This is a genomic window from Pseudomonas sp. WS 5411 (assembly GCF_012985595.1).
GTDB classification, from domain to species: Bacteria; Pseudomonadota; Gammaproteobacteria; order Pseudomonadales; family Pseudomonadaceae; genus Aquipseudomonas; species Aquipseudomonas shahriarae.
The window spans coordinates 33,672-57,401 of the sequence record NZ_JAARMC010000017.1; the positions used below are offsets into that span (position 1 = coordinate 33,672).

General features: G+C 61.1%; 21 protein-coding genes and 4 tRNA genes. 7 read left to right on the forward strand and 18 right to left on the reverse strand.

All coding sequences use genetic code 11. The features are described from left to right. Positions 1 to 35 precede the first annotated feature (35 nt). From HBR93_RS19995 to HBR93_RS20010, 4 genes are all read right to left on the reverse strand, one after another. The gene (locus HBR93_RS19995) at positions 36 to 815 is read right to left on the reverse strand and encodes an ABC transporter permease (RefSeq protein ID WP_057438896.1); all 780 of its coding nucleotides are present in this window, start codon (positions 813 to 815) and stop codon (positions 36 to 38) included. Beyond that, entirely contained in the window at positions 812 to 1,744 is a 933-nt protein-coding gene (locus tag HBR93_RS20000) for an ABC transporter ATP-binding protein (RefSeq protein ID WP_057438895.1), read from the reverse strand. The genes HBR93_RS19995 and HBR93_RS20000 overlap by 4 nt, the downstream gene beginning before the upstream one ends. Before the next feature lie 134 nt (positions 1,745 to 1,878). Further along, the gene (locus HBR93_RS20005) at positions 1,879 to 2,496 is read right to left on the reverse strand and encodes a glutathione S-transferase (protein WP_115127706.1); all 618 of its coding nucleotides are present in this window, start codon (positions 2,494 to 2,496) and stop codon (positions 1,879 to 1,881) included. Between the two features lie 43 nt (positions 2,497 to 2,539). Continuing rightward, positions 2,540 to 3,199 (reverse strand): transglutaminase family protein, encoded by a 660-nt coding sequence (locus HBR93_RS20010; RefSeq protein ID WP_057438894.1) that lies wholly within the window; start codon positions 3,197 to 3,199, stop codon positions 2,540 to 2,542. Between the two features lie 202 nt (positions 3,200 to 3,401). Between HBR93_RS20010 and HBR93_RS20015 the strand changes: the two genes are divergently transcribed. Together HBR93_RS20015 and HBR93_RS20020 are read left to right on the forward strand one after the other, a co-directional pair. Beyond that, entirely contained in the window at positions 3,402 to 5,849 is a 2,448-nt protein-coding gene (locus HBR93_RS20015) for an acyl-CoA dehydrogenase (protein WP_169960928.1), read from the forward strand. Between the two features lie 76 nt (positions 5,850 to 5,925). After that, positions 5,926 to 6,333 carry a PA2817 family protein gene (locus HBR93_RS20020; RefSeq protein ID WP_057438892.1) on the forward strand — a complete coding sequence of 136 codons (408 nt, stop codon included), beginning with the start codon at positions 5,926 to 5,928 and terminating at the stop codon, positions 6,331 to 6,333. Positions 6,334 to 6,411: 78 nt separating this feature from the next. Here the strand turns inward: HBR93_RS20020 and HBR93_RS20025 are convergent, their stop codons facing one another. Next, positions 6,412 to 7,344, reverse strand: coding sequence for a LysR family transcriptional regulator (locus HBR93_RS20025; RefSeq protein WP_057438891.1), 933 nt, complete (start codon positions 7,342 to 7,344; stop codon positions 6,412 to 6,414). 90 nt (positions 7,345 to 7,434) lie between these two features. Here HBR93_RS20025 and HBR93_RS20030 point away from each other — a divergent pair, with 90 nt between their 5' ends. Together HBR93_RS20030 and HBR93_RS20035 are read left to right on the forward strand one after the other, a co-directional pair. Continuing rightward, positions 7,435 to 8,061 carry a hypothetical protein gene (locus HBR93_RS20030; RefSeq protein WP_057438890.1) on the forward strand — a complete coding sequence of 209 codons (627 nt, stop codon included), beginning with the start codon at positions 7,435 to 7,437 and terminating at the stop codon, positions 8,059 to 8,061. A gap of 155 nt (positions 8,062 to 8,216) precedes the next feature. Beyond that, positions 8,217 to 9,956: a dipeptidase gene (locus HBR93_RS20035; RefSeq protein ID WP_169960929.1), complete on the forward strand. Its 1,740-nt coding sequence runs from the start codon at positions 8,217 to 8,219 to the stop codon at positions 9,954 to 9,956. Between the two features lie 102 nt (positions 9,957 to 10,058). On the opposite strand, the gene HBR93_RS20040 is transcribed toward HBR93_RS20035, so the two are convergent. The 4 genes from HBR93_RS20040 to HBR93_RS20055 all read right to left on the reverse strand — a co-directional run bounded on the left by HBR93_RS20040 (position 10,059) and on the right by HBR93_RS20055 (position 10,472). Then, positions 10,059 to 10,134, reverse strand: a tRNA-Gly gene (locus HBR93_RS20040). 3 nt (positions 10,135 to 10,137) lie between these two features. Continuing rightward, a tRNA-Glu gene (locus tag HBR93_RS20045) sits at positions 10,138 to 10,213 on the reverse strand. A 105-nt stretch (positions 10,214 to 10,318) separates the two neighbouring features. Next, positions 10,319 to 10,394 (reverse strand) — tRNA-Gly (locus HBR93_RS20050). A 2-nt stretch (positions 10,395 to 10,396) separates the two neighbouring features. Further along, positions 10,397 to 10,472, reverse strand: a tRNA-Glu gene (locus HBR93_RS20055). Between the two features lie 356 nt (positions 10,473 to 10,828). Here HBR93_RS20055 and HBR93_RS20060 point away from each other — a divergent pair. Both HBR93_RS20060 and HBR93_RS20065 read left to right on the forward strand, forming a co-directional pair. After that, complete coding sequence (locus HBR93_RS20060; protein ID WP_057438889.1) at positions 10,829 to 11,599, forward strand: hypothetical protein; 771 nt, start codon at positions 10,829 to 10,831, stop codon at positions 11,597 to 11,599. Between the two features lie 124 nt (positions 11,600 to 11,723). Continuing rightward, on the forward strand, positions 11,724 to 12,536 hold the full coding sequence (locus HBR93_RS20065; protein ID WP_169960930.1) for an alpha/beta fold hydrolase: 813 nt from the start codon (positions 11,724 to 11,726) through the stop codon (positions 12,534 to 12,536). Between the two features lie 149 nt (positions 12,537 to 12,685). Here the strand turns inward: HBR93_RS20065 and HBR93_RS20070 are convergent, their stop codons facing one another. The 3 genes from HBR93_RS20070 to HBR93_RS20080 all read right to left on the reverse strand — a co-directional run bounded on the left by HBR93_RS20070 (position 12,686) and on the right by HBR93_RS20080 (position 17,133). After that, on the reverse strand, positions 12,686 to 14,626 hold the full coding sequence (locus HBR93_RS20070) for a methyl-accepting chemotaxis protein (protein WP_115127703.1): 1,941 nt from the start codon (positions 14,624 to 14,626) through the stop codon (positions 12,686 to 12,688). A 114-nt stretch (positions 14,627 to 14,740) separates the two neighbouring features. Continuing rightward, positions 14,741 to 16,165, reverse strand: a complete 1,425-nt coding sequence (locus HBR93_RS20075; protein ID WP_128593448.1) for a PLP-dependent aminotransferase family protein — start codon at positions 16,163 to 16,165, stop codon at positions 14,741 to 14,743. A gap of 206 nt (positions 16,166 to 16,371) precedes the next feature. Next, positions 16,372 to 17,133, reverse strand: coding sequence for an SDR family oxidoreductase (locus HBR93_RS20080; RefSeq protein ID WP_057438887.1), 762 nt, complete (start codon positions 17,131 to 17,133; stop codon positions 16,372 to 16,374). Positions 17,134 to 17,359: 226 nt separating this feature from the next. Here HBR93_RS20080 and HBR93_RS20085 point away from each other — a divergent pair, with 226 nt between their 5' ends. Continuing rightward, positions 17,360 to 18,367, forward strand: a complete 1,008-nt coding sequence (locus HBR93_RS20085; protein ID WP_057438886.1) for an NADP-dependent oxidoreductase — start codon at positions 17,360 to 17,362, stop codon at positions 18,365 to 18,367. Positions 18,368 to 18,524: 157 nt separating this feature from the next. On the opposite strand, the gene pyrF is transcribed toward HBR93_RS20085, so the two are convergent. The 6 genes from pyrF to HBR93_RS20115 form a co-directional block, all read right to left on the reverse strand. Next, positions 18,525 to 19,223, reverse strand: a complete 699-nt coding sequence (pyrF, locus tag HBR93_RS20090) for an orotidine-5'-phosphate decarboxylase (protein WP_057438885.1) — start codon at positions 19,221 to 19,223, stop codon at positions 18,525 to 18,527. A 240-nt stretch (positions 19,224 to 19,463) separates the two neighbouring features. Beyond that, the gene (locus HBR93_RS20095; protein WP_057438884.1) at positions 19,464 to 20,525 is read right to left on the reverse strand and encodes an AI-2E family transporter; all 1,062 of its coding nucleotides are present in this window, start codon (positions 20,523 to 20,525) and stop codon (positions 19,464 to 19,466) included. 72 nt (positions 20,526 to 20,597) lie between these two features. Then, positions 20,598 to 21,416, reverse strand: a complete 819-nt coding sequence (locus tag HBR93_RS20100; protein ID WP_057438883.1) for a DUF4892 domain-containing protein — start codon at positions 21,414 to 21,416, stop codon at positions 20,598 to 20,600. Positions 21,417 to 21,518: 102 nt separating this feature from the next. Then, positions 21,519 to 22,373: an alpha/beta hydrolase gene (locus tag HBR93_RS20105; protein WP_169960931.1), complete on the reverse strand. Its 855-nt coding sequence runs from the start codon at positions 22,371 to 22,373 to the stop codon at positions 21,519 to 21,521. After that, positions 22,370 to 23,173, reverse strand: a complete 804-nt coding sequence (locus HBR93_RS20110) for an alpha/beta hydrolase (RefSeq protein ID WP_057438882.1) — start codon at positions 23,171 to 23,173, stop codon at positions 22,370 to 22,372. Before HBR93_RS20110 ends, HBR93_RS20105 begins: the two co-directional genes overlap by 4 nt. Before the next feature lie 97 nt (positions 23,174 to 23,270). Beyond that, positions 23,271 to 23,714: a hotdog fold thioesterase gene (locus HBR93_RS20115; RefSeq protein WP_169960932.1), complete on the reverse strand. Its 444-nt coding sequence runs from the start codon at positions 23,712 to 23,714 to the stop codon at positions 23,271 to 23,273. Positions 23,715 to 23,730: the final 16 nt, after the last annotated feature.

The following is a 23,730-nucleotide window of genomic DNA, read 5'->3' on the forward strand; positions in this document are numbered from 1 at the left end:
GCTCCCACACAGGCCCGTACATCTTTAGACCTGGCTTAGGTACGCATCCCACGCCCGCTCACCAGCAGCCGTGCGCAGCCCAGATACAACACCACCGTCGCCACGATCATAAAGGTGATCGCCACGCTGATCTTGATATCCGACACGCCCAGGATCCCGTAGCGGAAGGCATTGACCATATGCAGCACCGGGTTGGCCAGCGACACGGTCTGCCAGAACGGCGGCAGCAGGGTAATCGAGTAGAACACGCCGCCCAGGTAGGTCAGCGGGGTCAGCACAAAGGTCGGGATGATCGAGATGTCATCGAAGTTGCGCGCAAACACGGCGTTGATAAAGCCCAGCAGCGAGAAGATTGTCGCCGTGAGCACCACCACCAGGATGGTCACCCCCAGGTGATGCACCTGCAGGTCGGTGAAGAACATCGACAGCACCGTCACAATCGCCCCGACCATCAAGCCACGCAGCACGCCGCCCAGGGTGTAGCCGATCAGGATGGTGTGTGGCGACACCGGCGAAACCATCAATTCCTCAATGGAACGCTGGAACTTGCTGCCAAAGAAACTCGACACCACGTTGCCGTAGGAGTTGGTGATCACCGACATCATGATCAACCCCGGCACGATGTACTCCATATAGGTGAAGCCACCCATATCGCCAATCTGCCGGCCGATCAGGTTCCCGAAGATCACGAAGTACAGAACCATGGTGATCGCTGGCGGCAGCAGGGTCTGCGGCCAGATGCGCATAAAGCGCTTCACTTCGCGGTAGACGATGGTGTTGAGCGCTACCAGATTGGGTTGGAACTCGGAATTCATACCGCCACCTTCGCCAGATTCTTCTCCACCAGGGACACGAACAACTCCTCCAGGCGATTGGTTTTGTTGCGCAGGCTCTGCACTTCAATGTTCTGCAAGGCCAGTTGGCTGAACAGCGCGGTGATGCCCACGGTTTTATCGACCTGCACTTCCAGGGTATGGCTGTCCACCAGGCGGTTGGGGTAGCCGATCAACGCAGGGGGCGCGGACAGGTTGTTTTTCAGGTCAAGCAGGAACGTCTCCACATGCAACTGGCCCAGCAAGTTACGCATGCTGGTGTTCTCGACAATGGTGCCGTGGTCGATGATGCCAATGTTGCGGCACAGCTGTTCAGCCTCTTCCAGGTAATGGGTGGTGAGGATGATGGTGATGCCTTTCTGGTTCAGCTCGGTGAGGAAGGTCCACATTGAGCGACGCAATTCGATGTCCACGCCGGCCGTCGGTTCGTCGAGGATCAGCAGGCGCGGCTCATGCACCAGGGCGCGGGCGATCATCAGGCGCCGCTTCATGCCGCCGGACAAGGAACGTGATGGCACGTCGCGCTTGTCCCACAACCCCAGCTGGGTCAGGTACTGCTCGGCGCGCTCCTTGGCGATTTTCGGCGGGATGCCGTAGTAACCGGCCTGGGTCACGACGATATCGAAGGTCTTTTCAAACTGGTTGAAATTGAACTCCTGGGGCACCACACCAATGCAGCGCTTGAGCGCGGCCGGGGATTTATCCAGGTCATGACCAAAGATATTCACCGTGCCACTAGTCTTGTTGACCAGGGTCGACAGAATACCGATGGTGGTGGATTTGCCGGCACCGTTGGGGCCGAGCAATGCGAAGAAATCACCTTCGGCGACATCCAGATCAATACCACTCAGGGCCTGGAAACCGTTGCCGTAGGTTTTGGTTAGCTGCCGGATGGACAGAGCGGAACTCATATCGGATTACGCACCAAGGAAGGGAATAGAAGAAATAGATAAGGGCGCGCCACACCTAATACAACCGCAGCGCACGGCAAGCATGGTGCTTGCCTGCGCCGCACAAGTACAGTCACCTGTATTAATAGTCAGTATTAAGTCAACGCGGTCATTACCGCTTTTTGATAGGCCGGACGTTGCTGCAAACGCCGGTACCACGCCTCTAGATTGGGCATCGCCGGGCGTTCGATCGGCATCTCGAACCAGGCATAAATAAAGCTGCCCAGGGGAATATCACCCATGCCGATCTCGTTGCCGGACAGGTAGGGCTGCTCAGCCAGGGCCTGGTCCACGGTTTTCAACACCTCGATACAGGCATTGCGCCCGGCATGGATGCTGTCCCAGTCCTGCCGCTCGGCCGGCGTGCGCAAAATGCCCCAGAACACCGTTTTGAACGGTTCGGCAAAGGTCGAGGTGGTCCAATCCATCCACTTCTCGGCATTGGCCCGCGCCTGCAGATCGGCGGGGTACCAGCTCGAAGCCTGTTTGGCGCAGAGGTAACGCACGATGGTGTTGGATTCCCACAACACAAACTCGCCGTCCTCGATCATCGGCACCCGGCCATTGGGATTCAATGCCCGGTACTGCGGTGTATCGACCACACCAAAGGCCCCGCCCGCATCAATTGCCTCATAGTCCAGGCCGAGTTCCTCGGCGCACCACAGTGCTTTCCTGACGTTTGACGAATTTTTACGACCCCAGATCTTCAGCATGACCGCCTCCCAGTGGATGAATGCCGGAGCAGCATACGCCGGTTCAGCCGCGACTCAAATCGCTCTGCATATCACCTAACAATTGCGGCGAATGCTCGCCAAACAGGTGCGGGTAACACTTTTCCAGGTGGGCAAAGAAGAATTCCTCGGGCACCTCGGCAAATTGCCCATGGTCCACCACATACTCCATGGAGCGCTGGCCCTGGCGGTTGAACGGGTGGAAAACGCTGTCGTTGATTCCGTCGAAATCCAGGGGCGGCACATCGAACAATTCGCACAATTGCTGGTTGAACGCCGGGGTCGCCTTGACCCAGCGCCCATCCAGATACAACTCCGTGTAGCCATGCATGGCGAACACATCACTCTTGAGCAACTCGATCAGGCGCGGGGTCGACAGATGGTTGCGCACATCGGCCAGGCCAATGCGCGACGCTATGCCGCAATGCCGGGCGCACGCCGCCAGCAGGGTGGCCTTGGGCACGCAATAGCTCTGCCCGGCAGCCAGGGCGTAACTACCACGCAGGGTTTGCGGATCGCGGCTGAAGGTGTAAGGGTTGTAGCGCACCGCTTCACGCACGGCGTAATACAGACTGACTGCCTGGTCACGGGGATCACGGCTCGAACCGCGATGTTTTTCGGCGAACTCCACCACCGTGGGGTGGTCACTATCGATGAAGCGGCTGGGACTCAAGTACGCATTCATGGGGATTTTCTCCGAGGCGAGCCTGGAGTCTAACCACAGGCCCGACCGAAGGTTAACGACGATTCGGCCAAATGTCGGCGCCTGCTGCCTGTGACTGTCGAGCACTTCCCGCCACACCACGTAACACCCTCAGGCACCGCTTTTCCGGATGCCGGCTAAGCTCTGAGGGTGCTTCTGCCCCTGGTTTCACGGAGGATTGAATATGCTGTTGTTGTGGATACTGGTTCTGGTGCTCGGCATTGCCTACCTGGCACACCGTCGTACCGCGCCCCTGCCCGCCCTGGGCGTGGTCGCCGTCTACCTGTTGGCGATGGGCGCCTTCAGCCATGCACCGGGCTGGTTGCTGCTGGTGTTCTGGGTGCTGCTCGCGATAGTCGCCGCCCCCCTGCTGCTGCCCGACCTGCGTCGCCAGTATTTCACCGCACCGCTGTTCAACTGGTTCCAGAAAGTATTGCCGCCGATGTCCGAGACCGAGCGCGATGCCATCGACGCCGGGACCGTGTGGTGGGACGGCGAACTGTTCAGCGGCCGCCCCGACTGGGACAAGCTGCTGGCCTACCCCAAGGTGCAGTTGACCGAAGAGGAACAGGCTTTTATCGACGGCCCCACCGAGGAGCTGTGCGCGATGGTCACCGATTGGGAAATCGGCCAGGCCATGGACCTGCCGGCAGCGGCCTGGGACCATATCAAGCAACACGGTTTCTTCGCCCTGATCATCCCCAAGGAGTTCGGTGGCAAGGGCTTTTCCGCCTACGCCCACTCCCAGGTGGCAATGAAACTGGCGACCCGCAGCGGCGACCTCGCCTCCACCGTCATGGTCCCCAACTCCCTGGGCCCGGCCGAGCTGCTGCTGCACTACGGTACCGACGAGCAACGCAACCACTACCTGCCGCGCCTGGCCCGTGGCGATGACATCCCGTGCTTTGCCCTGACCGGCCCGCTGGCCGGCTCCGATGCCGGCGCGATGCCCGACACCGGGGTGATCTGCAAGGGCGAATGGCAAGGCAAGGAAACCCTTGGCCTGCGCCTGAACTGGGAAAAACGCTATATCACCCTGGGCCCGGTCGCGACCCTGCTGGGCCTGGCCTTCAAGGCCTATGACCCGGACCATCTGCTGGGCGGGGAAGAAGACCTGGGCATCAGCCTGGCGCTGATCCCCACCGACACCCCCGGCGTGGAAATCGGGCGCCGTCATCTGCCCCTCGGCGCGGCATTCATGAACGGCCCCAACTCCGGCAAGGATGTGTTCATTCCCCTGGACTTCCTGATCGGTGGCCAGGAAATGCTCGGCAAGGGCTGGATGATGCTGATGAACTGCCTGTCGGTCGGCCGTTCGATCTCCCTGCCGGCGGTGGGCACCGGTGCAGCCAAGTTCACCAGCCTGGTGACCGGTCAGTACGCCCAGGTGCGCGAGCAGTTCAACGTACCGCTGTCCGCCTTCGAGGGCATCCAGGAAGCCCTGGCCCGTATCGGCGGGAATGCCTGGTTGATGGACAGTGCGCGGATGCTCACCGCCAATGCGGTGGACCTGGGGGAAAAACCCTCGGTGCTCTCGGCGATCCTCAAGTACCACCTGACCGAGCGCGGCCGCGAGTGCATCAGCCACGCCATGGACGTGCACGGCGGCAAGGGCATCATCATGGGCCCCAACAACTACCTGGGCCGCAGCTGGCAGGGGGCGCCGATCTTCATCACCGTGGAAGGGGCGAATATCCTTTCGCGCAACCTGATGATCTTCGGCCAGGGGGCGATTCGCTGCCATCCATTCGTCCTCAAGGAAATGGCCCTCGCCGGTCGTGAAGATCGCGACCAGGCACTCAAGGAGTTCGATGGGCTGTTGCTGCAACATATCGGTTTTGCGGTGAGCAACGCCGCCAGCACCCTGGTGTTGAACCTGGGCCTGGGCCACTTCGAAAAAGCCCCGGGCAACCGCTTGAGCCAGGGTTACTTCCGCGCCCTCAACCGCCAGGCCGCCGCGTTCGCCCTGCTGGCAGACCTGAGCATGATGCTGCTGGGTGGTGAGCTGAAGCGTCGTGAACGCCTGTCGGCACGGCTGGGGGATGTACTCAGCCATATGTACCTGGCCTCGGCGGCGCTCAAGCGCTACCACGACCTCGACTCCCCGGATCATCTGGAACCGCTGTTTGCCTGGGCCATGGAAGAAAGCCTTGGCCAATCGGAACGCGCGCTGGATGAGTTACTTAGCAACTTCCCCAACAAAGTGCTGGGCTGCCTGTTGCGGGTCATCGTGTTCCCATTCGGGCGTCGCCATAAAGGCCCGTCCGATGCACTGGACGCTGAAGTCGCCGCAGTGATTGGCCGGGCCAAGGGCGACCCGACCCTGGAAGAGCTGCTGGCTGGCTGCTATCGCCCGCAATCGGCGGAAGATCCGGTCGGCGCGTTGCAACACGCCTATGACCTACTGGGTGCCAGCCACCCGCTGCAAAAGAAACTCCACAGCGCCCTCAAAAGTGGCCAGGTCAAGCCGCGTGCAGGGGAACATGCCATCGACGCCGCACTGGAAGCTGGCGTGCTGCAACCAGCTGAAGCGCAAACCCTGCGCGACGCGGAAGTGGCGCGGCGCAAGGTGATCGACGTGGATGACTTCAGCAAAGAGGAGCTGGCCCAGGCGCCCGGCAGAGTCCGCTGAGACCAACCGTCATATAAAAACGGGCGCGAGAGCTATATACTCTCGCGCCCGTTTTTGCTTTTGAGGACTTACTCTCGTGTCCAACGTCGTTGCCGATCATCTCGTCTTGCTCGACCACCTGCGCAGCATCCTGGTTGCCGTCGGCGAAGCCGAACAGGTTCCCGAGGAAAGTCACGCGCTGTTCCTGGAACGCTTTGATGAACTGCGGGCCCTGCTGCCCATCGACCCGATCGAAAGCCAATACCTGGGCCAGGACATGATGAGCCAGGTCATCCTGCGCTACCCGCAGATTGCCCATCTGGTACCGCGCGACCTGTTGTGGTTCTTCGGCGGTGACTGCCTGCACTTCATGCCCGACGATGAACTGGACCTGTACCAGGCCCTGGAAGAACGTCGTTTCGAAGCCGAACAGAACGACGAACCGTTCGACTGGAACCAGGAAAAGCAATTGCTGGCCATGTCCAACGACCAGCCCAAGCACTGATCTCAAAAGCACCAAAGATCCAAATGTGGGAGCGGGCCCGCTCCCACACTAACCTGCTCCACATTCTCGATCGCGCGCCTACCGCCGATGCAATGTAGGCTCCTTAGCCATGCACTCCACCAGATAATCAATAAACACCCGCAACTTCGGCGGCAGGTAGCGTGTGGGCGAATGCAGCAACCAGGCATCCCCATGGTACGAGGCAATGAAATCCCATTGCGCCAGGACCTGCACCAACCGCCCCTCCTCCAAGGCATGCCGCGCGGTGAAGTACGGCAAGCTGCCAATCCCTACATCCTGCAACACCGCATCCAGCCGCACCCCCGTGTGATTGGCCGCATACCGCCCGCGTACCCCTACCGTCACTGTCTTACCCGCCTGGCGGAATTTCCAGCGCGCATCCCCCGGCGTTTCGCCCAGGTAGATGCAACTGTGCCCCAGCAAATCATGGGGATGCAGCGGCGTACCGTGGGCAGCCAGATACTGCGGCGTGGCACACAACAAATGCTCAATCGGTAATAACTGGCGCCCTACCAACCCCGGTGGCGGGCTATCGGTGATGCGGATGCTCAGGTCGACATTGTCATCAATCAAATCCACCTGCCGATCTTCGAGGATCAACTGCAGATCGACCTTGGGATAACGCCGCAAGAACTCTGGCATATGCGGATGCACCACAAACCGCCCGACCGCCTTGGGCACACTGACCCGCACCAGTCCTTCGGCTTCGTGGGTGTACTGGCCGCTGATTTCCATCACCGAGCGCGCCGCGCTGACCATTTCCTGGCAGCGTTTGAAAACCTCTTCGCCACCTTCGCTCAAGCGTAATTTGCGTGTGGTGCGCTGCAGCAGCCGCGTGGCCAGGGCCTGTTCCAGGCGCGAGATGCTGCGACTTACCGCCGATGGCGACGCCCCCAGTTGGCGCGCCGCCTCGGAGAAGCTGCCGGTTTCCACCACCTTGACGAAAATCGCCATTTCGCCCAGCAGCGGCAAAGGAAGATTGATGCTCATGACGCACAAATCCATTGAGATTTCAGCGGATTATCACCCATTGGCGCACTACTTATACTGCTGTTTAGAACCCTGATGCGGATGTAGACGATGACCCAGCGCCTGTTTTTTACCCATGACCACCTGGTTGCCGATGTTGATGTGCTGGAGTGCACGCCGTTTGAGCAGCAGTTTGCGGTGGTGCTGCACTCCACCATTTTCCACCCCCAGGGTGGCGGCCAGCCTTTTGATACGGGTTGGCTGGGAGACAGCAACGTGTTGAAAGTGGTGCAGGAAGCCGAGCGCATCGTGCACTACGTGGACCAGCCCGTCGCACTCGGGCTCCAGCAAGCGCGGGTCGACGGCGAGCGCCGCGCCCTGCATACACGCCTGCATTCGGCAGGGCATCTGATTGGCAACGCCGGTGAGACCCTGGGCTGGATGCCGATCAAGGCCCACCACTGGCCAGGCGAAGGCAAGATCAGTTTTATCCGTGGGGAGTTCGCCCAGAACATGGAGGCCGATGCCCTGCAACAACAGGTCAACCAATGGATCGCCGCAGATTTACCGCGCCAAATGACGCTGCAAAGCGGCTCCCGGGAAGTAGGTTTTGGTGATCTGCCGCCCTACGCCTGCGGCGGCACTCACGTACAGGCCCTCGCCCAAGTCGGCCAGGTCACGATCCTCGGCCTGTCGGAGAAGAAGGGCACGTTGTCGGTGCGCTACAGCCTCGACTGACAGATTGATGGCAGGCGGCGTTTTATTATTGAGATAGGACATCACCGCGCAAGGGGCTCCCCTGGAGCTTGTGGGTGATGCTAGTGTGTGAAAATGTTTCCGACATAAAAATCGGAAACCTCCTACTCACCACCTGCAAAGGAATGCCCCCAGCAATGGACTTCTCCCTCAAGCATCTGGCCGCCGCCATCCTGATGGTCACCAGCCTGTCCGCCGTTACCGCACCAGCGTTCGCCAATATCACCCCGCAACAGAGCGCGACCATCCTCAAGACGTTCAATGACGCCTCGTTCAAGGACTTCCGCACCTTCCTCGGCAGCCTGGCCACAAGTGAACTGGGCAAAACCGCCGACTTGGGCCCGGCAATCAGTGCTTTTCTCGATAACAAACGCCTGTCCGCCGAACAGCAAAACGAAATTCATCGCCTGCTGGGTCTCTACGCCCGAGTGAAATACGGCACGGCGGCTACCGAGACCCTGCGCGAGCTGGTGGCCATACCGACCTTCCAGGTAGAAGGCGTAGCCCAGCACGACAACCCTGAATTCATCAAGATCGCCGACAAGATCAAAAGCCTGGCCCAGGCGTTCAACCTGAAGTTCCGCAATATCGACAACCGCGTCTACGAAATATCCCTGGAAGGTGCCGGCGACGAAGTTGTGGGCATCCACGCCCACGCCGACGTGGTGCCGGTGACCCCGGAAAACTGGGTACTGGCCGATGGCACCCGCCTCGACCCGTTCAAGGTCACGCTGATTGGCGACCGCATGTACGGCCGCGGCACCGAGGATGACAAGAACGGCATCGTGGTGACGCTGTACGCGATGAAAGTGATCAAGGAAGAAAACCTGCCCCTGGCACGCAACTTCAAGCTGCTGGTGGACACCACCGAAGAAACCACCGGCGACGCCATTCCCTACTACTTCGAACACAACCCGACGCCCAACTACAACCTCGCGCTGGACGGCGGCTACCCGGTCGTCATCGCCGAAAAGGGTTATGGCACGGTCATGGCCACCTTTGCCAAGCGCAAAGCCGACGGCAAAGGCGCCGAAATCATTGCCATGACCGGCGGCCTGGCGACCAACCAGATTCCTTCGGCATCGGTGGCCACGTTGCGCAGCGACAGCCCCGCCGAACTGGCTGCCAGCCTGCAACAGGCCGGGAGTGCATTCGCCAAGGCCAATGGTGGCGATTTCACAGTAGATGCCAAGGTCGTCGACAAAGACGTCAAGCTGACCGTCACCGGGGTATCGGCGCACTCTTCCGAACCCGAATCGGGCATCAACCCGGTGGCGCGGATGCTGGTCTTTATCAACAGCCTGGACGGCAAGGTTGCGTTCAAACACAACGAGATTACTGACGCTGCCCGCTATGCCTCCGATAACTGGGGCCTGGATTACCTGGGCGGCAAATTGGGCGTGGGCTTTGCCGATACGTTCATGGGGCCACTGACCACCTCGCCGACCTTTGTCGGCATGGACGAAAAAGCCTTCAAGCTGGCGGTCAACCTGCGGGTGCCAAAAGGTAAATCTCCAGAAACGCTCAAGAAAGAGATCGCTGACAAGCTGAGCGCCTGGAGCCAAAAGACCCATATTGCGCCAGCCTTCGACTACTCGGTCGCCGCGCCGATGTACCGTAACCCCGAGGGTGAATGGGTCAAGGCGCTGCTGGCCGTGGCCACGGAAAACCTGGGCATGAAGCCTGAGTACGGGACTTCGGCTGGCGCAACCTCGGTGCATGACCTGCCCAATGGCGTGCAATTCGGCCTGGCCCGCCCCGAGGTCAAATACACCGGGCACACCGACAACGAGTTCAAGACCACCGAGCAGTTCCTGCTGGACCTGCAGATCGTGACGGAAATGATGGGCCGTATCGGGCAGTTGCCGAAACTCTGACCCAGCACCTGGACCCGCTTGTGCGGCGGGTCCATTTGCGCAGGCTTGAATTGCAGACAAACAAAAACGCCGCTCATCACTGAGCGGCGTTTTTGTTGAATATGGAGCGGGAAACGAGACTCGAACTCGCGACCCCGACCTTGGCAAGGTCGTGCTCTACCAACTGAGCTATTCCCGCAAATGGCGTCCCCTAGGGGACTCGAACCCCTGTTACCGCCGTGAAAGGGCGGTGTCCTAGGCCACTAGACGAAGGGGACACGCTAACTGAAACACATGGTGTGTGTTCCAGTGCCCAGAGGCCTTGTCCGAAGACTTGGTCCTGGTTTCACTCAGTGCCGCCCGAAAGCCACACTGTTTAAAAATGGAGCGGGAAACGAGACTCGAACTCGCGACCCCGACCTTGGCAAGGTCGTGCTCTACCAACTGAGCTATTCCCGCAATGGCGTCCCCTAGGGGACTCGAACCCCTGTTACCGCCGTGAAAGGGCGGTGTCCTAGGCCACTAGACGAAGGGGACACACGTACAACATTCACTCCCTACCGCGTTTCGCTGTGTGCTTTACGCTGTAAGTGGCGCGCATTCTATGGATGGATTGAAAGGTCGTCAACCCCCAAGGATAAATTTATTTAAATCAATGACTTCGCCCCGCTTTACCGCCACTGTCGGAGTTTCTCGCCGTCCAGGCTTTGGCGCCTATATTCTGGCGCCCGACAAGACGTTATAGTCCTGACCCGCGAATGGTGGCAATGTGCATCTATTCAGAGTTACTACATATACAGATGAAAGCACTGACTCATCTCGTCGAAGAGTCCTATCCGCCGCAAGCGCCAATCACTACACTTCAACGCACATACTACAAAGAGGTCACACCGGTGACACCACTCATGATCACCCTGCTGGTAATAGCCGGGATCGTAATACTGATCGCCATTGGCTACATGAACCACGTGGTGGAAAACAACAAACTGGAAAAAGCCCGGGCCCAGATTGAGCTCAATGATCGGCTGCGCCGCTGTGGCGAGATCACCGAGACGTTCCCCGGCCAACTGATGACGCCGCAGCTCAAACTGCTGCTGACCCGCCTGGAACTGAACGTCAACCAACGCATGCTCCACCTCAACAAATCCAGCAGCACCATCAAGGCCCGTATTGCCGAGCTGGAAGCACTGGTGGGCCAGGGCGAGTCGATCCCGGTGAACAACCCTCCAGGGCCGATCCAGACCGAAGCCAAGGCCAAGGATGTACGCTTCCTGCTCGAAGCCCTGCACGGCCAGGTCACCCGCGCCGCCCAGGACGGCTTTTTGCCCACCAACGAGGCCAAGCACTGGATCCGCGAAATCCGTCACCTGCTGGTGCTGCTGCACATCGAGTTCTTCAACAATCTTGGCCAACACGCGCTGCAACAGGCGCAGCCCGGCCAGGCGCGCCTGGCGTTCGAGCGCGGCGTGCAATACCTGCGCAAGCAGCCTGAACCGGCCACCTACAGCCAGCACCTGCAACTGCTGGAAAAACAATTGGCGCGTGCCAACTCCATGGTGCTGACCAACAGCCAGCAAACCGCCGAAGAGACCAATGAGCTGACCGCAGGCTTGAAAGCCGATGACGCTGATGCCGAGTGGAAAAAGAAAGTCATCTACGACTGATCCTCTCCTGCCTTGATTCGCCGGGTGCATGCTTTGCACCCGGAGCCATCATCCTGCCTCTACCCCTCGCTGCAATAACTCGCGTACAAAAGTGCACTTCATTCCGTAAACGAAAGAGGCCTTCATGCCAAGTGTCATCATTGATGGTCAGCCCCTGCACTACGTGGACCAGGGCTCGGGCCCTGCTGTCCTGCTCGGCCAGAGCTACCTGTGGGACCAGCACATGTGGGCACCGCAGATCGCCGCCCTGTCGCAACAGTACCGAGTGATCGTGCCAGAGCTGTGGGGTCACGGTGAGTCTGGCCCGCTACCGGCACAGACCCGCACCCTGGACGACCTGGCACGCCAGGCCCTGGCCTTGCTGGACCATCTGGAGATTGCCCAGGTCAACCTAGTGGGTTTATCCGTCGGCGGCATGTGGGCTGCGCCGCTGGCGTTGCTGGCGCCCGAGCGGGTCAACAGCCTGGTATTGATGGATACCTATCTGGGCGCAGAGCCTGAGGCCACCCGCGAACAGTATTTCGCACTGCTCGGCGCAATCGAGGCCGCGGGTGCTATTCCAGATGCCCTGCTGGATATCATCGTGCCGATCTTCTTCCGCCCCGGCATCGACCACGACTCTGCGCTGTATCAGGACTTCCGCCAGTCCCTGCGCGACTTCCCCAAGGATCGCCTGCTGCAAAGCATCGTGCCCCTGGGTCGCCTGATTTTCGGTCGTGGGGATGCGCTGGAAGGCTTATCCCGCCTGAATGCTGATACGACTCTGGTGATGTGTGGCAACGAGGACCAGCCGCGCCCCCCCGCAGAAGCGCAGGAAATGGCCGATCTGATCGGCTGCGATATGGTATTGATCCCGGACGCAGGGCATATCTCCAGCCGGGAAAATCCTGATTTCGTCAATGAGGCACTGCTGACCTTTTTGGCCAATCACGCCTGATCACACCTCGAGTATCTCCAACGTAGATGAGATGCCGAGGCGCGCAGCTACACTCCCCCCTGTGGGAGCGGGCTCGCCCGCGATGGCGCCCGTGAGTACACCTCAGGGTGTCAGCTCCCTCAGGGAACTCGTTCCGGCCCTGAATATGATCACAGCCGGAAATGCCCCACCATCCCCTTGAGTTCCGCCCCCAGTTGCGCCAACTCGATACTCGATGCCGCATTACCCTGCATGCTCAGCGCCGATTGATCGGCGCTGGCGCGGATACTGGTGACGCTGCGGTTGATTTCTTCGGCCACCGAGCTCTGCTGCTCGGCCGCCGCCGCGATCTGCTGGTTCATCTGCTGGATCAGCGACACCGCCGCGGCAATGCTGCCCAACGCACTTTCGGTTTCCAGGGCATCGCTGACAGCCAGCTTCACCAGCTCGCCGCTGTGCTGGATATCCCGCACTGAAGACTGCGCCGCGCTGCGCAAGGTGCTGACCAGACGTTCGATTTCCTCCGTCGATTGCTGGGTGCGCCTGGCCAGGGCGCGCACCTCATCGGCGACCACCGCAAAGCCGCGCCCTTGCTCCCCGGCGCGTGCCGCCTCGATGGCGGCGTTGAGCGCCAGCAGGTTGGTCTGCTCGGCAACACTTTTGATCACCTCCAACACGCTACCGATATTCTGGATTTCGGCGCTCAGGCTTTCGATGCTGGTGCTGGCAGAGGTCGCCGAACTGGCCAGCAGCTCGATGCGCTGCAGGCTCTGGCGTACCACCTGCTGGCCAGTGTCGACCTTATCGTCGGCGGTCTGCGCCGCTTGCGCGGCCTGCTCGGCATTGCGTGCCACATCGTGCACCGTGGCGGCCATCTGGTTCATGGCAGTGGCGACTTGCTCGGTTTCTTCTTTCTGGCTACTGACTTCGAGATTGGTCTGCTCGGCCCCCCGGGACAATGACTGGGCCGAGCTGGCCAATTGTTCAATCCCCGCCTGCAGCCCGCTGACCATATTGCTCAGGCCCCCGCCCATCTGCTGCATCGCCTGCATCAACTGGCCCATCTCATCCTGTCGGCTCACCTCCATGCGCCCGCTGAGATCCCCGGCCGCAATCTGCCGGGCCACGGCAATCACGCTGCGCAGCGGCATCACGATCAGCCGGGTAATCAGCCACGCGGCAATCACCCCGACCAATAAGGCCAGGGCCGATGACACAATGATCAGCAAGCTGCTCTTGGCCAACTGCGCCTGCATCGACTGGTCCTGCGCGGCATAGGCCTGGTTGACCTGCGCCACCACTTGCGCGGCCCGCTCATGCAACTGTTGGTAGACGATCTTTTCCTGGGCCAGCAGGCCGGTGTATTCGGTGAGTTTTTCGCTGAAGGCTCCGATATGCCCGACCACCTCATTGAGCACGGTCTGATAGCCAGGATCCTTGACCAGGTTCTGCAGTTGCCCGGCCTGGGCCAGGGCCTGATCGGCCTGCTCGATGTGGCCTTGCCCGGCACTGTCCGCGTCGCCCTTGCGGCTCTGATCCAGGCGCACATGGGCTTCGTTCATGGCCTGCAACATCAAGCGCGAAACCTGCCCCACCTGCCCGGCCTGCTCGATAAACTCGGCGCCCTCTTTGCCTTGGCTTTCCTTGAGGTTATAGGCCCCATCGTCGGCCAGGCCGGCCTGCAATACATCAAGGTTGTTGGCGACACTGGACACCGACCAACTGGCCATTTCCAGCGCCAGGTCCTTGGCCTGGGTCAGCTCGACAAATTCGTCAAATGCCTTGCGATAGGCGCCCAGCGCCTGCTCGACCTCGCTCATGTTGAGCGCCTGGGCTTCGGCCACCAGGCTATCCACCCGTTGGTGCAGGACCTCGACCGAGTCGGCATCGCTGCGCAACGCATACTCCTGCTCAATCAAACGCACATTCAGCAGCCCCTCATTGAGCGAAGACATGCCCTTGAGCCCCACAAAACGCTGACCAACGGTTTGCAGGGACCACACGCCAATCGCCGCCACCAGGGCCGTCAACAGCAATACCAGGGCAAACCCCAGCCCCAGCTTCCTGGCCAGCCCAAGGTTGGCAAATCGTCGTTGCACGGCCGAAATCATTGCGCAAAGTCCTCTTGGGGTGGCGAACGCCAGCAAGCCCGGTATCCATGCAACGAGATTCGCAATCCCGGGCCCTGCAACACAAGACGTTGGCGCCACAATAATGGCAAAAAGCTACATCCCCGTCGTTTTCAGAATGGTGGAGGTCGATCCTGTGGGGCCCATGGCTTTGAACAATGCCAGGGCCCGATGATCGCAAGCATAGGCCACATTGATCCGCAGCCATTCAGCGTGCTCGCCGGTCGGGCTGAACAACTCGCCGGAAGACAGCAAGACCCCAAGCTGTCGGGCCCTTGCGTGCACCCTTGAGCCATCCCCTGAACCCGGGCGCGCCCACACAAACATGCCACCTGCGGGCACCGCAAAGACCTCCCACTCTTCATCCTCCAGCACCTGCAAGGTCTTCGCCATCTCCGCGCTCAGCCGTCGGCGCAGGCGCTGTACCCATTTGCGGTAGGTACCGTTGGTCAGGAGACTGGCCACCATCGCTTCGGCAAAGCGTGAGGTGCCCATACCGGTCAAGGTCTTGAGCTTGAGCAATTGGCTGATGAGGGCCGTGCTGGCGGTGAGATAGCCAACCCGCAGGGCGCTGCTCAGGGTCTTGGAAAAGCTCGAGACATAGATCACCCGATCATCATGGGCCAACGCCGCCAGACGGGTACAGGAAGCATGTTGCAGGTCGCCGTAGACATCCTCCTCGACAATCAGGAAGTCCCGAGTGTGGGCCAGGTGCAACAGACGCTCGGCGACCACCCGCGACAGGCTGGTGCCCGTCGGGTTGTGGTAGAGGCTGTTGATGAACAGGCACTTGGGGCGGTGGCGGGCCAGCAGCGTTTCCAGGGCCTGGATATCCGGGCCGCTGCGGGTTCTGGGCACCTCCAGCAACATGACACCGTGGAAAGCCAACTGACGATACAGGTTGCCGTAGCCAGGGCTCTCGACCACCACCGTGTCGCCGGCCTTGAGCAAGGTGCGGATCAGCAGGTCCTGGGCATGGCTCGCGCCGTGGGTGGTGAGGATCTGCTCGGCAGTGCTGGCCACCTGGATCTGTGTCAGGCGCTTGTGCAATTGCTCACGTAGCGCTGGCAACCCCAGGGGCGTGCTGTAATTGAAAACCCCAGCGGTATCGGTACGGCTGATTTCGCGAATCGCATAGCTGATGTCATCACTTTCACGCCAGGAGTCCGGCAGCCAGCCGCACCCCAGCTTCAATTCTCCCAACTGGTTATCGGTAAAGGCCCCCCACCTGCGTTCTGCCCCCTCATACCACTGGCACTCCGCCAATGGGCTGCTGGCCACCGGTTGCTCGGCGATAACAAACCCCGAACCGGCCCTTGAGGCCAAGACCCCTTCGGCCACCATGCGCTCCAGCGCCTCGATCACACTGGATTGACTGAGCAGGTTGTCCTGGGCCAGTTGCCGGATGGAAGGCAGGCGCGTTCCGGGGCTGACCCCGCTCTCCCGAATCCATGCGGCAATGGCGCTGACAATTTGCTGAACCACCGGTACAAGGGCTTGTCGATTGATCCCTAAATCCATGAGCCACCCCCCTTCAACTGTTTGGCATTTAACTCAAAACAGTTAAGCACAGAAGGCCAGGATCACCCTGTTCATAAATTTATTAAATCATTGATTTTATTGGGTTATTTACCTATTGAAACACAATAGCCCAGGGCATCTTGCCACCTGCGGAAACGCCCCACAGCACTGGAAATCACTTTCTCAGTGGTGCACGGCGACCCGTCCTAAATAGCCGTCGCACCGCCATCCACGGCCAATGCCTGGCCAGTGGTGAACGCGGCGCCATCGCTGCACAGATACAGCACCGCGCTGGCGATTTCCCCGACCGTGCCAATGCGCCCGACCGGGTGCATGGCGGCGGCAAACTCGGCCTTGCGCGGGTCGGCTTCATAGGCACGACGGAACATGTCGGTGTCGATCACCGCCGGGCACACGGCGTTGACGCGGATTTTCTTTTTCGCGTACTCGATGGCTGCCGACTTGGTCAGGCCAATCACCGCATGCTTGGACGCCGCATAAATACTCATCTTCGGCGCAGCCCCCAACCCCGCCACCGACGCGGTATTGACGATCGCCCCACCGCCCTGGGCCAGCAGCAACGGCAGCTGATACTTCATGCACAACCACACGCCCTTGACGTTGACCCCCATGATGGCGTCGAACTCATCCAGGGTGCCATCGGCCAACTTGCCCTGTTCAATCTCGATGCCGGCATTGTTGAACGCATAGTCCAGGCGACCATAGCTGTTCAGCACTTGCTGCATCAGTTGCTGCACATCCGCCTCCAGGGTGACATTGCAGCGCACGAACAACGCCTCGCCGCCCGTCTCGCGGATCAACGCGACGGTGCCCTCTCCGCCCGCCACATCCAGGTCGGCGACCACGACCTTCAGGCCTTCGTTGGCGAATGCCAGCGCCGTGGCGCGGCCGATACCGTTGGCAGCGCCTGTGACCAGGGCGACCTGGCCGGAAAACGTCATGCTCATTGCTTATATCCTTGGATGAATGCCCGTGGGCCCAGCATAGCCAGGGCCAGGCGCCACGCGTCAGCACTATCAGAGGGCCGGTTGAGCGCCCATGCACGGCAGTGATAAGCCTGCCGGGCCCACTATCAACCCAGCCTATCGCCGGGCATTCGCAGGTATCGGCCGACCTTGCTCCTGGCGCCTGGAAGGTCTATCACTTGAGGTCCATTTATCCAGAGTCCTTGCCATGACTGCCCAGACCAACCGCCAATTCCTGCTTGCCAAACGCCCGGTCGGTGCGGCCACGCGGGACACCTTCACCTACCAGGAAGTGCCGGTGGGCAACCTGGCGGACGGCCAGGTGCTGGTGCGCAACGAATACCTGTCCCTCGACCCGGCCATGCGTGGCTGGATGAATGAAGGCAAATCCTACATCCCGCCGGTCGCCATCGGCGAAGTCATGCGCGCCTTGGGCGTAGGCCAGGTCATCGCCTCGAACACACCGAAATTCGCGGTCGGGGACTACGTGAATGGCGCCCTGGGTGTACAGGACTACTTCCTCGGCGAGCCGCGCGGTTTCTATAAGGTCGATCCGAAACTGGCGCCGCTGCCGCGCTATCTGTCGGCGCTGGGCATGACCGGCATGACCGCCTACTTTGCCCTGCTCGACACCGGCGCGCCCAAGGCCGGCGATACCGTAGTGATTTCCGGCGCCGCCGGGGCGGTGGGCAGCATTGCCGGGCAGATCGCCAAGATCAAAGGCTGCCGCGTGGTAGGGATTGCTGGCGGCGCCGACAAGTGCAAGTTTTTGCTGGAGGAACTAGGGTTCGACGCGGCCATCGACTACAAGCACGAAGACGTGCCGGCGGCCCTCAAGCGCGAATGCCCAAAAGGCGTGGACGTGTATTTCGATAACGTCGGCGGCGATATCCTCGACGCCGTGCTCAGCCGCCTCGCGTTGAAGGCGCGGGTGGTGATCTGCGGGGCCATCAGCCAGTACAACAATAAGGAAGCCGTGAAGGGGCCGGCCAACTACTTGTCACTGCTGGTCAATCGGGCGCGTATGGAAGGGTTTGTGGTGATGGACCATGCGGCGAACTTTGCCGCCGCCGGGCAGGAAATGGCCGGTTGGATGGCGCAAGGCAAGCTCAAGAGCAAGGAAGATATTGTCGAGGGACTGGAGACGTTCCCTGAAACGCTGATGAAGCTGTTCAACGGCGAGAACTTTGGCAAGTTGGTGCTGAAGGTCAACTGACACCCCACAGCGCCCTTGTGGGATCGGGTGCCAACCGGCACACCGTAAGCAACTGTGGGAGCTGGCTTGCCTGCGATAGCATCACCTCGGACTGACTGAAAAACCGAGGTGCCTGCATCGCTGGCAAGCCAGCTCCCACATTTTTAGCGCAAAGGCATCAGGCGATTTCGGCAACCACCGCCGCCAGGGCCTTGGCCGGATCGGCCGCCTGGCTGATCGGACGACCGATCACCAAGTAATCAGAACCCGCATCCAGCGCCTGGCGCGGCGTAAGAATCCGCCGCTGATCGTCCTGGGCGCTGCCCGCCGGACGAATCCCCGGGGTCACCAGTTGCAGCGTAGGATGGGCAGTCTTCAACGCCTGGGCCTCCAGCGCCGAACACACCAGGCCATCGAGGCCGGCTTTCTGCGCCAGGGCCGCCAGACGCAGTACTTGCTCCTGGGGCTCGATATCCAGGCCAATACCGGCCAGGTCCTCACGCTCCATGCTGGTCAGCACGGTCACACCGATCAGCAACGGCTTGGGACCGCTGCGCTGATCCAGCACCTCACGGCACGCGGCCATCATGCGCAGGCCGCCGGAACAGTGGACGTTGACCATCCACACGCCCATCTCGGCCGCGGCCTTGACCGCCATCGCGGTGGTGTTGGGGATATCGTGGAATTTCAGGTCGAGGAACACCTCAAAACCCTTGTCACGCAGGGTGCCGACGATTTCTGCGGCACAACTGGTGAACAGCTCCTTGCCGACCTTGACCCGGCAGAGCTTGGGGTCCAACTGGTCAGCCAGCTTCAGTGCGGCGTCACGGGTAGGGTAATCCAGGGCGACGATGATAGGAGTCTGGCAGACGGACATTGGAATGGGCTCTCAGGCAAGTCGAAATCGGCGCGGATTGTAGCGCAAGCAGCGGCTTTGCGGGATCCGATGATCGGTAAATCCTCGGCAAGCGCCTATTTTTCTGGGAGAACCGACTAATATTTCAAAGCAGATACATTCACGACACGCCTGCAACATGCCCCGACAGTAGCCTCGCCCGCAGGTGACGGCAAAAACGTGACTACCCTGGACCTAGCCATTGCCGGCTCCTACAAAGGATCAGCTCACCTTGTCCTCGCGACGAACCTGCGCCTGAGTCGCGCTCCAATCCGTCAACAGGCTATACGCCACCGCCAACAAGGTCGGCCCGATAAACAAGCCGATAAAGCCAAACGCGATCAAGCCACCAAATACCCCCAGCAACACGATCACCAGTGGCAGGTTACCGCCGCGGCTGATCAGGTAGGGCTTGAGCACGTTGTCTACGCCACTGATGATGAATGTGCCCCAGACGCCGAGGAACACCGCGTAGGTGTAATCGCCCTTCCATACCAACCAGGCCGTGGCCGGGATCCAGACCAGGGGCGGGCCCATCGGGATCAGGCTGAGCAGGAAGGTGACGATGCCCAGCACCAGTGCCCCGGGCACGCCGGCAATCAGGAAGCCGATCAGTGCCAGCAATGCCTGGGCGGCGGCGGTGCCGATCACGCCGTTGACCACCCGTTGCACCGTACCGGCCACCAGGTCGATGTAGTAGCCGGCGCGATCACCGATCAAACGCTCCAGCAGGCGGTGGACGAACATCGCCAGGCGTGGCCCGTCGCGGTAGAAAAAGAATACAAACACCAGGCTGAGGGTCAGTTCGAGGATGCCACCGCCGATCTGCGCGCTGCGGGCCAGCAGCCAGTTGCCGACTTGCCCCAGGTAGGGCTTGATCGTGACCATCAGGGCCGCGCCCTGCTGGTCGATGCTGTCCCACATGCCCACCAGCCGCTCTCCCACAAACGGGATCGAGCCCAGCCAGGTGGGTGCTTCGGGCAGGCCGTCGACCTGGACGTCCTTGATCAGCGCCACGGCATCGCGCACATGGTCGGCCAGGTTGAAGCCCAGCCACACCAGTGGCACTGCCACCAGCAACATCCAGCCCAAGGTCAGAATCCCCGCTGCCAGGGACTCACGGCCGCCCAGGGCGCGGGTCAACAGGCGCATCAGCGGCCAGCTGGCAAACGCCAGCACCGCGCCCCAGAACAGCGCCGACCAGAACGGCGCCATCACCCAGAAACTGGCACCAAACAGCACCAGGAGCAGGATCTGCACCAGCAGGCGATCATTGTTGAGCATGTGCTTTCTCGAAAAGAAGTCTGTTGAGGGAGAGCTTAGGCGAACGGCGCGGGTCCGTTCGCCCTGGAACGATCAGCGGATCACTTGCAGATGCAGGCCCTGGGTCTCGCCAGTAGCGGTTTCCAGGCGCGCCGCACGCACGCCCTTGTCGATCAGGCCCTGGCGCCAGGCTTCAGCGTTGGGTCCGCTCAAACTGACCCGCAAGGTGGTGTCGAGGTTCAATCCACGGGAAATCAGGGTCAACCATGTTGCGTCGGGCTCAGCCCCCAGCAAAGGGAAATCCAGGTCGCCGGTGCTTTTCAGTTCGCGCAGCAGTGTGGCAGAGGTCGGCAGCAATTGCCCCAATGGCGCGCTGGCGTCCATTTGCTCCACATGCAGGTAAGCCCGGCGATTGCCGCGGGTGATGCCGTACAGCGCCACCAGAGAGTTGTCCTGAGGGGCGGCCAGGCGCAGCAAGAGGAATTCCTGCTGGCCATCGGCGCCGACCAGCTTGGCATTGCCCAACACTTCATTGGCCCAGAGGCTGCTTTCGCCACAATCGCGGGCCTGGCACCAGAACAACAACTGCGCGCCCTGTTCTTGCAACGCCTCGCGCGTGGCTTTGAAGGCCGTGCTGGAACTGTGCTCGGCAGGCAGTTCATAGGTGATGGCGGTTACTTGGCCACGGGCCGTGGCCTGACCGTCGTAGCGCAACTGGCCGCTGATCTTGCGGATCGCGCCCATGGGGTAGATGCGTTCTTTTTCTTCGGCGGGACGGTAGTCGACAATCTGCGCATCCACCTGACGGGCCACGCTGGGCAGATCCTGGCTTCCCGGTAGATCAGCAGCGAAGACCAACGGGCTGATGCAGCACAGCCCAAGCACACGGATAATTCCCTTGGCACTACTCATCGGATCGGTGCGCCTGGGCCGGTGGATGCCTTCGCGGTATTCGGATTGTTCATGGTTGACTCCCTTTCAATCCGCCCAGCCTCGACAGTTGCCCCCGCCAAGTCAAGGCGCGGTGAAGAACCGATTGAAACAGTCTGCAACAAGAACCGCTCCCGACTCGTCATTCAGGTGCAAATGATGGCCACCTGCAAGGGTGGTGACAGTGAACGGCACCTGCGCAAGCAGCTCGGGATGTTTGGCCAGCATGCCTTCTTGCGCGACCACCAACTGTGCAGGGCACGCCACTCGACGCACAAAGGCCATGGCCTGTTCTTCCGTCAGGCGTATTGGCGAGGCCAGGGTCAGGCGGCTGTCACTGCGCCAGGTGTAGCCGCCCGGCACTGGTATCAAGCCGCGCTGGGCCAGGAGTTCCGCGGCTTCACGGCTGACGGCCACCACGCCTTTCATTCGCGCTTCCACCGCCCGGTCGAGGGTGCCGTACACCGGTTTGCGCTTGTCCTGCAGGTTGATCTGCGCCTGCAGGGCCATGCCCAGGCGCTCGGCGGGGTCCTCGCCGGTGGCGGTCGGCGGGATCACGCCGTCGATCAACGCCAAGTGCGTCACGCGCTCCGGCAAGGCCCCGGCCAGCACCGTGGAAACGACTGCCCCCAGGGAGTGGCCAAGTAATGCAAAACGTTTCCAGCCCAGCTGTTCGGCCACTTGCAGCACATCAAACACGTAATCCCACAAGGCGTACCCCGCCCCAGCCGGGCGGTGGGCCGAGTGGCCGTGACCGGCCATGTCCAGGGCGACAATGCGCAAACCCTGCAGCTTGGGCGCCAGGCGCGCAAAGCTGTTGGCGTTGTCCAGCCAGCCATGCAGGGCGATCACCGGCAGGCCGTCTTCCGGGCCGAACAGATGGGCCGCGAGCTCAATGTGCGGCAGGCTCAGGCGCACTTCTTCGACAGGCGTGGTCATGCGCAACTGCGCTCGCGGGCTTCCCAACGGGTAAACAGGTTCTTGATCAGGGTCGCCGTGTCCTGCGGCCGCTCCAGGGGAAACATGTGGCCGCCGGGCATGGTCAGCATCTCGCCCATGGGCAGGCGTGCGACGCCGCTGGCGTGATGGCGCATCACCACCCGGCTCTGCCGGCCGCGTACTACGGCCAGTGGCACTTTCAATTGGCGGGTCTGGCCGGGGCTGGTGTGTGGCACGCCCCGATAAATGCTGATTTCCGTGGCCGGGTCGAACCGCAGGCGCAGGCGATCGCCGACCTGGTGCAGACCATGTTGCAGGTAGGCCTCCAGGCAGTCCGGGTCAAACCCGCGAAACAGTGTCTTGCCGGAAAAATACTGACGCGCGGCGTCCAGGTCGCTGAACTCTTCGCGCCGGCCCAGGGTGCGGCCAGCCGGGGTCAGGCGGTCGATCAGGCCAAAACGCTTGGCCGCGCGGATCACCCAGCGGTCAGCCAGGGTCAGCACCGGCGAGTCGAGCATCACCACCCCGCGATACAACTGCGGGCAACGCAGGGCCGCGTGCAAATGCAGCACCCCGCCCAATGAGTGGCCGACGCCCCACACCGGCTCCGGCTGCTGCTCCAGGTGGTGGATCAGTTCGTCCACCAGGTTCTGCCAATTGTCATCCACCGGAAACCGCGGGTCGTGGCCGTGCTGCGACAGGTGCGCCACCGCGTACTCCGGGGCCAGGGCATCGAACAATTTGCCGTAGGTCGCCGAAGGAAAGCCATTGGCATGAGTGAAAAACACATGTTGCGACATAACCAACCCATCATCCAAAACAGAATTCGATTGTCCTCACGCCTGGCCGCTACAGCAATGACTGTAACTGCCAGGAATGATGACACTCACGCCACACCTATCGCGCCGGCGGGTTCTCGCCCAGGGGCACCACGGCCATGGTCAGGCGCGACACACAACTGGCCTTGCCCTCGTCACTGGTCAGGCGGATGTCCCAGACATGGGTGGTGCGCCCGATGTGGATCGCCCTGGCCACCGCCGTCACCCGCCCGGAACGCAGGCCACGCAGGTGGTTGGCGTTGATTTCCAGGCCCACGCAATAGAACTTGCTGGCATCGATGCACAGGTAGCTGGCCATGGAGCCGACCGTTTCGGCCAACACCACCGAGGCCCCACCGTGCAGCAAGCCATAGGGTTGATGGGTGCGATGGTCAATCACCATGCTGGCGGTCAGGGATTGGTCGTCGAAGGTCTCGAAACGGATATCCAGCACTTCACCAATGGTGTTTTTCTGGATGACATTGAGTTGCTCGATATTAGGGAGGGTGCGCCACAGGCTCATTGCAGTGTCCTTGTTG

What these genes read in the sequence shown, in the direction of transcription:
- HBR93_RS20035 (WP_169960929.1), top strand. Translation starts at nt 8,217, where the DNA reads ATGGACTTCTCCCTCAAGCATCTGGCCGCCGCCATCCTGATGGTCACC.
- HBR93_RS20100 (WP_057438883.1), bottom strand. Translation starts at nt 21,416, where the DNA reads ATGAGTAGTGCCAAGGGAATTATCCGTGTGCTTGGGCTGTGCTGCATC.
- HBR93_RS20080 (WP_057438887.1), bottom strand. Translation starts at nt 17,133, where the DNA reads ATGAGCATGACGTTTTCCGGCCAGGTCGCCCTGGTCACAGGCGCTGCC.
- HBR93_RS20110 (WP_057438882.1), bottom strand. Translation starts at nt 23,173, where the DNA reads ATGTCGCAACATGTGTTTTTCACTCATGCCAATGGCTTTCCTTCGGCG.
- HBR93_RS20095 (WP_057438884.1), bottom strand. Translation starts at nt 20,525, where the DNA reads ATGCTCAACAATGATCGCCTGCTGGTGCAGATCCTGCTCCTGGTGCTG.
- HBR93_RS20075 (WP_128593448.1), bottom strand. Translation starts at nt 16,165, where the DNA reads ATGGATTTAGGGATCAATCGACAAGCCCTTGTACCGGTGGTTCAGCAA.
- HBR93_RS20025 (WP_057438891.1), bottom strand. Translation starts at nt 7,344, where the DNA reads ATGAGCATCAATCTTCCTTTGCCGCTGCTGGGCGAAATGGCGATTTTC.
- HBR93_RS20070 (WP_115127703.1), bottom strand. Translation starts at nt 14,626, where the DNA reads ATGATTTCGGCCGTGCAACGACGATTTGCCAACCTTGGGCTGGCCAGG.
- HBR93_RS20065 (WP_169960930.1), top strand. Translation starts at nt 11,724, where the DNA reads ATGCCAAGTGTCATCATTGATGGTCAGCCCCTGCACTACGTGGACCAG.
- HBR93_RS20010 (WP_057438894.1), bottom strand. Translation starts at nt 3,199, where the DNA reads ATGAATGCGTACTTGAGTCCCAGCCGCTTCATCGATAGTGACCACCCC.
- HBR93_RS20115 (WP_169960932.1), bottom strand. Translation starts at nt 23,714, where the DNA reads ATGAGCCTGTGGCGCACCCTCCCTAATATCGAGCAACTCAATGTCATC.
- HBR93_RS20085 (WP_057438886.1), top strand. Translation starts at nt 17,360, where the DNA reads ATGACTGCCCAGACCAACCGCCAATTCCTGCTTGCCAAACGCCCGGTC.
- HBR93_RS20030 (WP_057438890.1), top strand. Translation starts at nt 7,435, where the DNA reads ATGACCCAGCGCCTGTTTTTTACCCATGACCACCTGGTTGCCGATGTT.
- HBR93_RS20015 (WP_169960928.1), top strand. Translation starts at nt 3,402, where the DNA reads ATGCTGTTGTTGTGGATACTGGTTCTGGTGCTCGGCATTGCCTACCTG.
- HBR93_RS20000 (WP_057438895.1), bottom strand. Translation starts at nt 1,744, where the DNA reads ATGAGTTCCGCTCTGTCCATCCGGCAGCTAACCAAAACCTACGGCAAC.
- HBR93_RS19995 (WP_057438896.1), bottom strand. Translation starts at nt 815, where the DNA reads ATGAATTCCGAGTTCCAACCCAATCTGGTAGCGCTCAACACCATCGTC.
- pyrF (WP_057438885.1), bottom strand. Translation starts at nt 19,223, where the DNA reads ATGTCCGTCTGCCAGACTCCTATCATCGTCGCCCTGGATTACCCTACC.
- HBR93_RS20005 (WP_115127706.1), bottom strand. Translation starts at nt 2,496, where the DNA reads ATGCTGAAGATCTGGGGTCGTAAAAATTCGTCAAACGTCAGGAAAGCA.
- HBR93_RS20105 (WP_169960931.1), bottom strand. Translation starts at nt 22,373, where the DNA reads ATGACCACGCCTGTCGAAGAAGTGCGCCTGAGCCTGCCGCACATTGAG.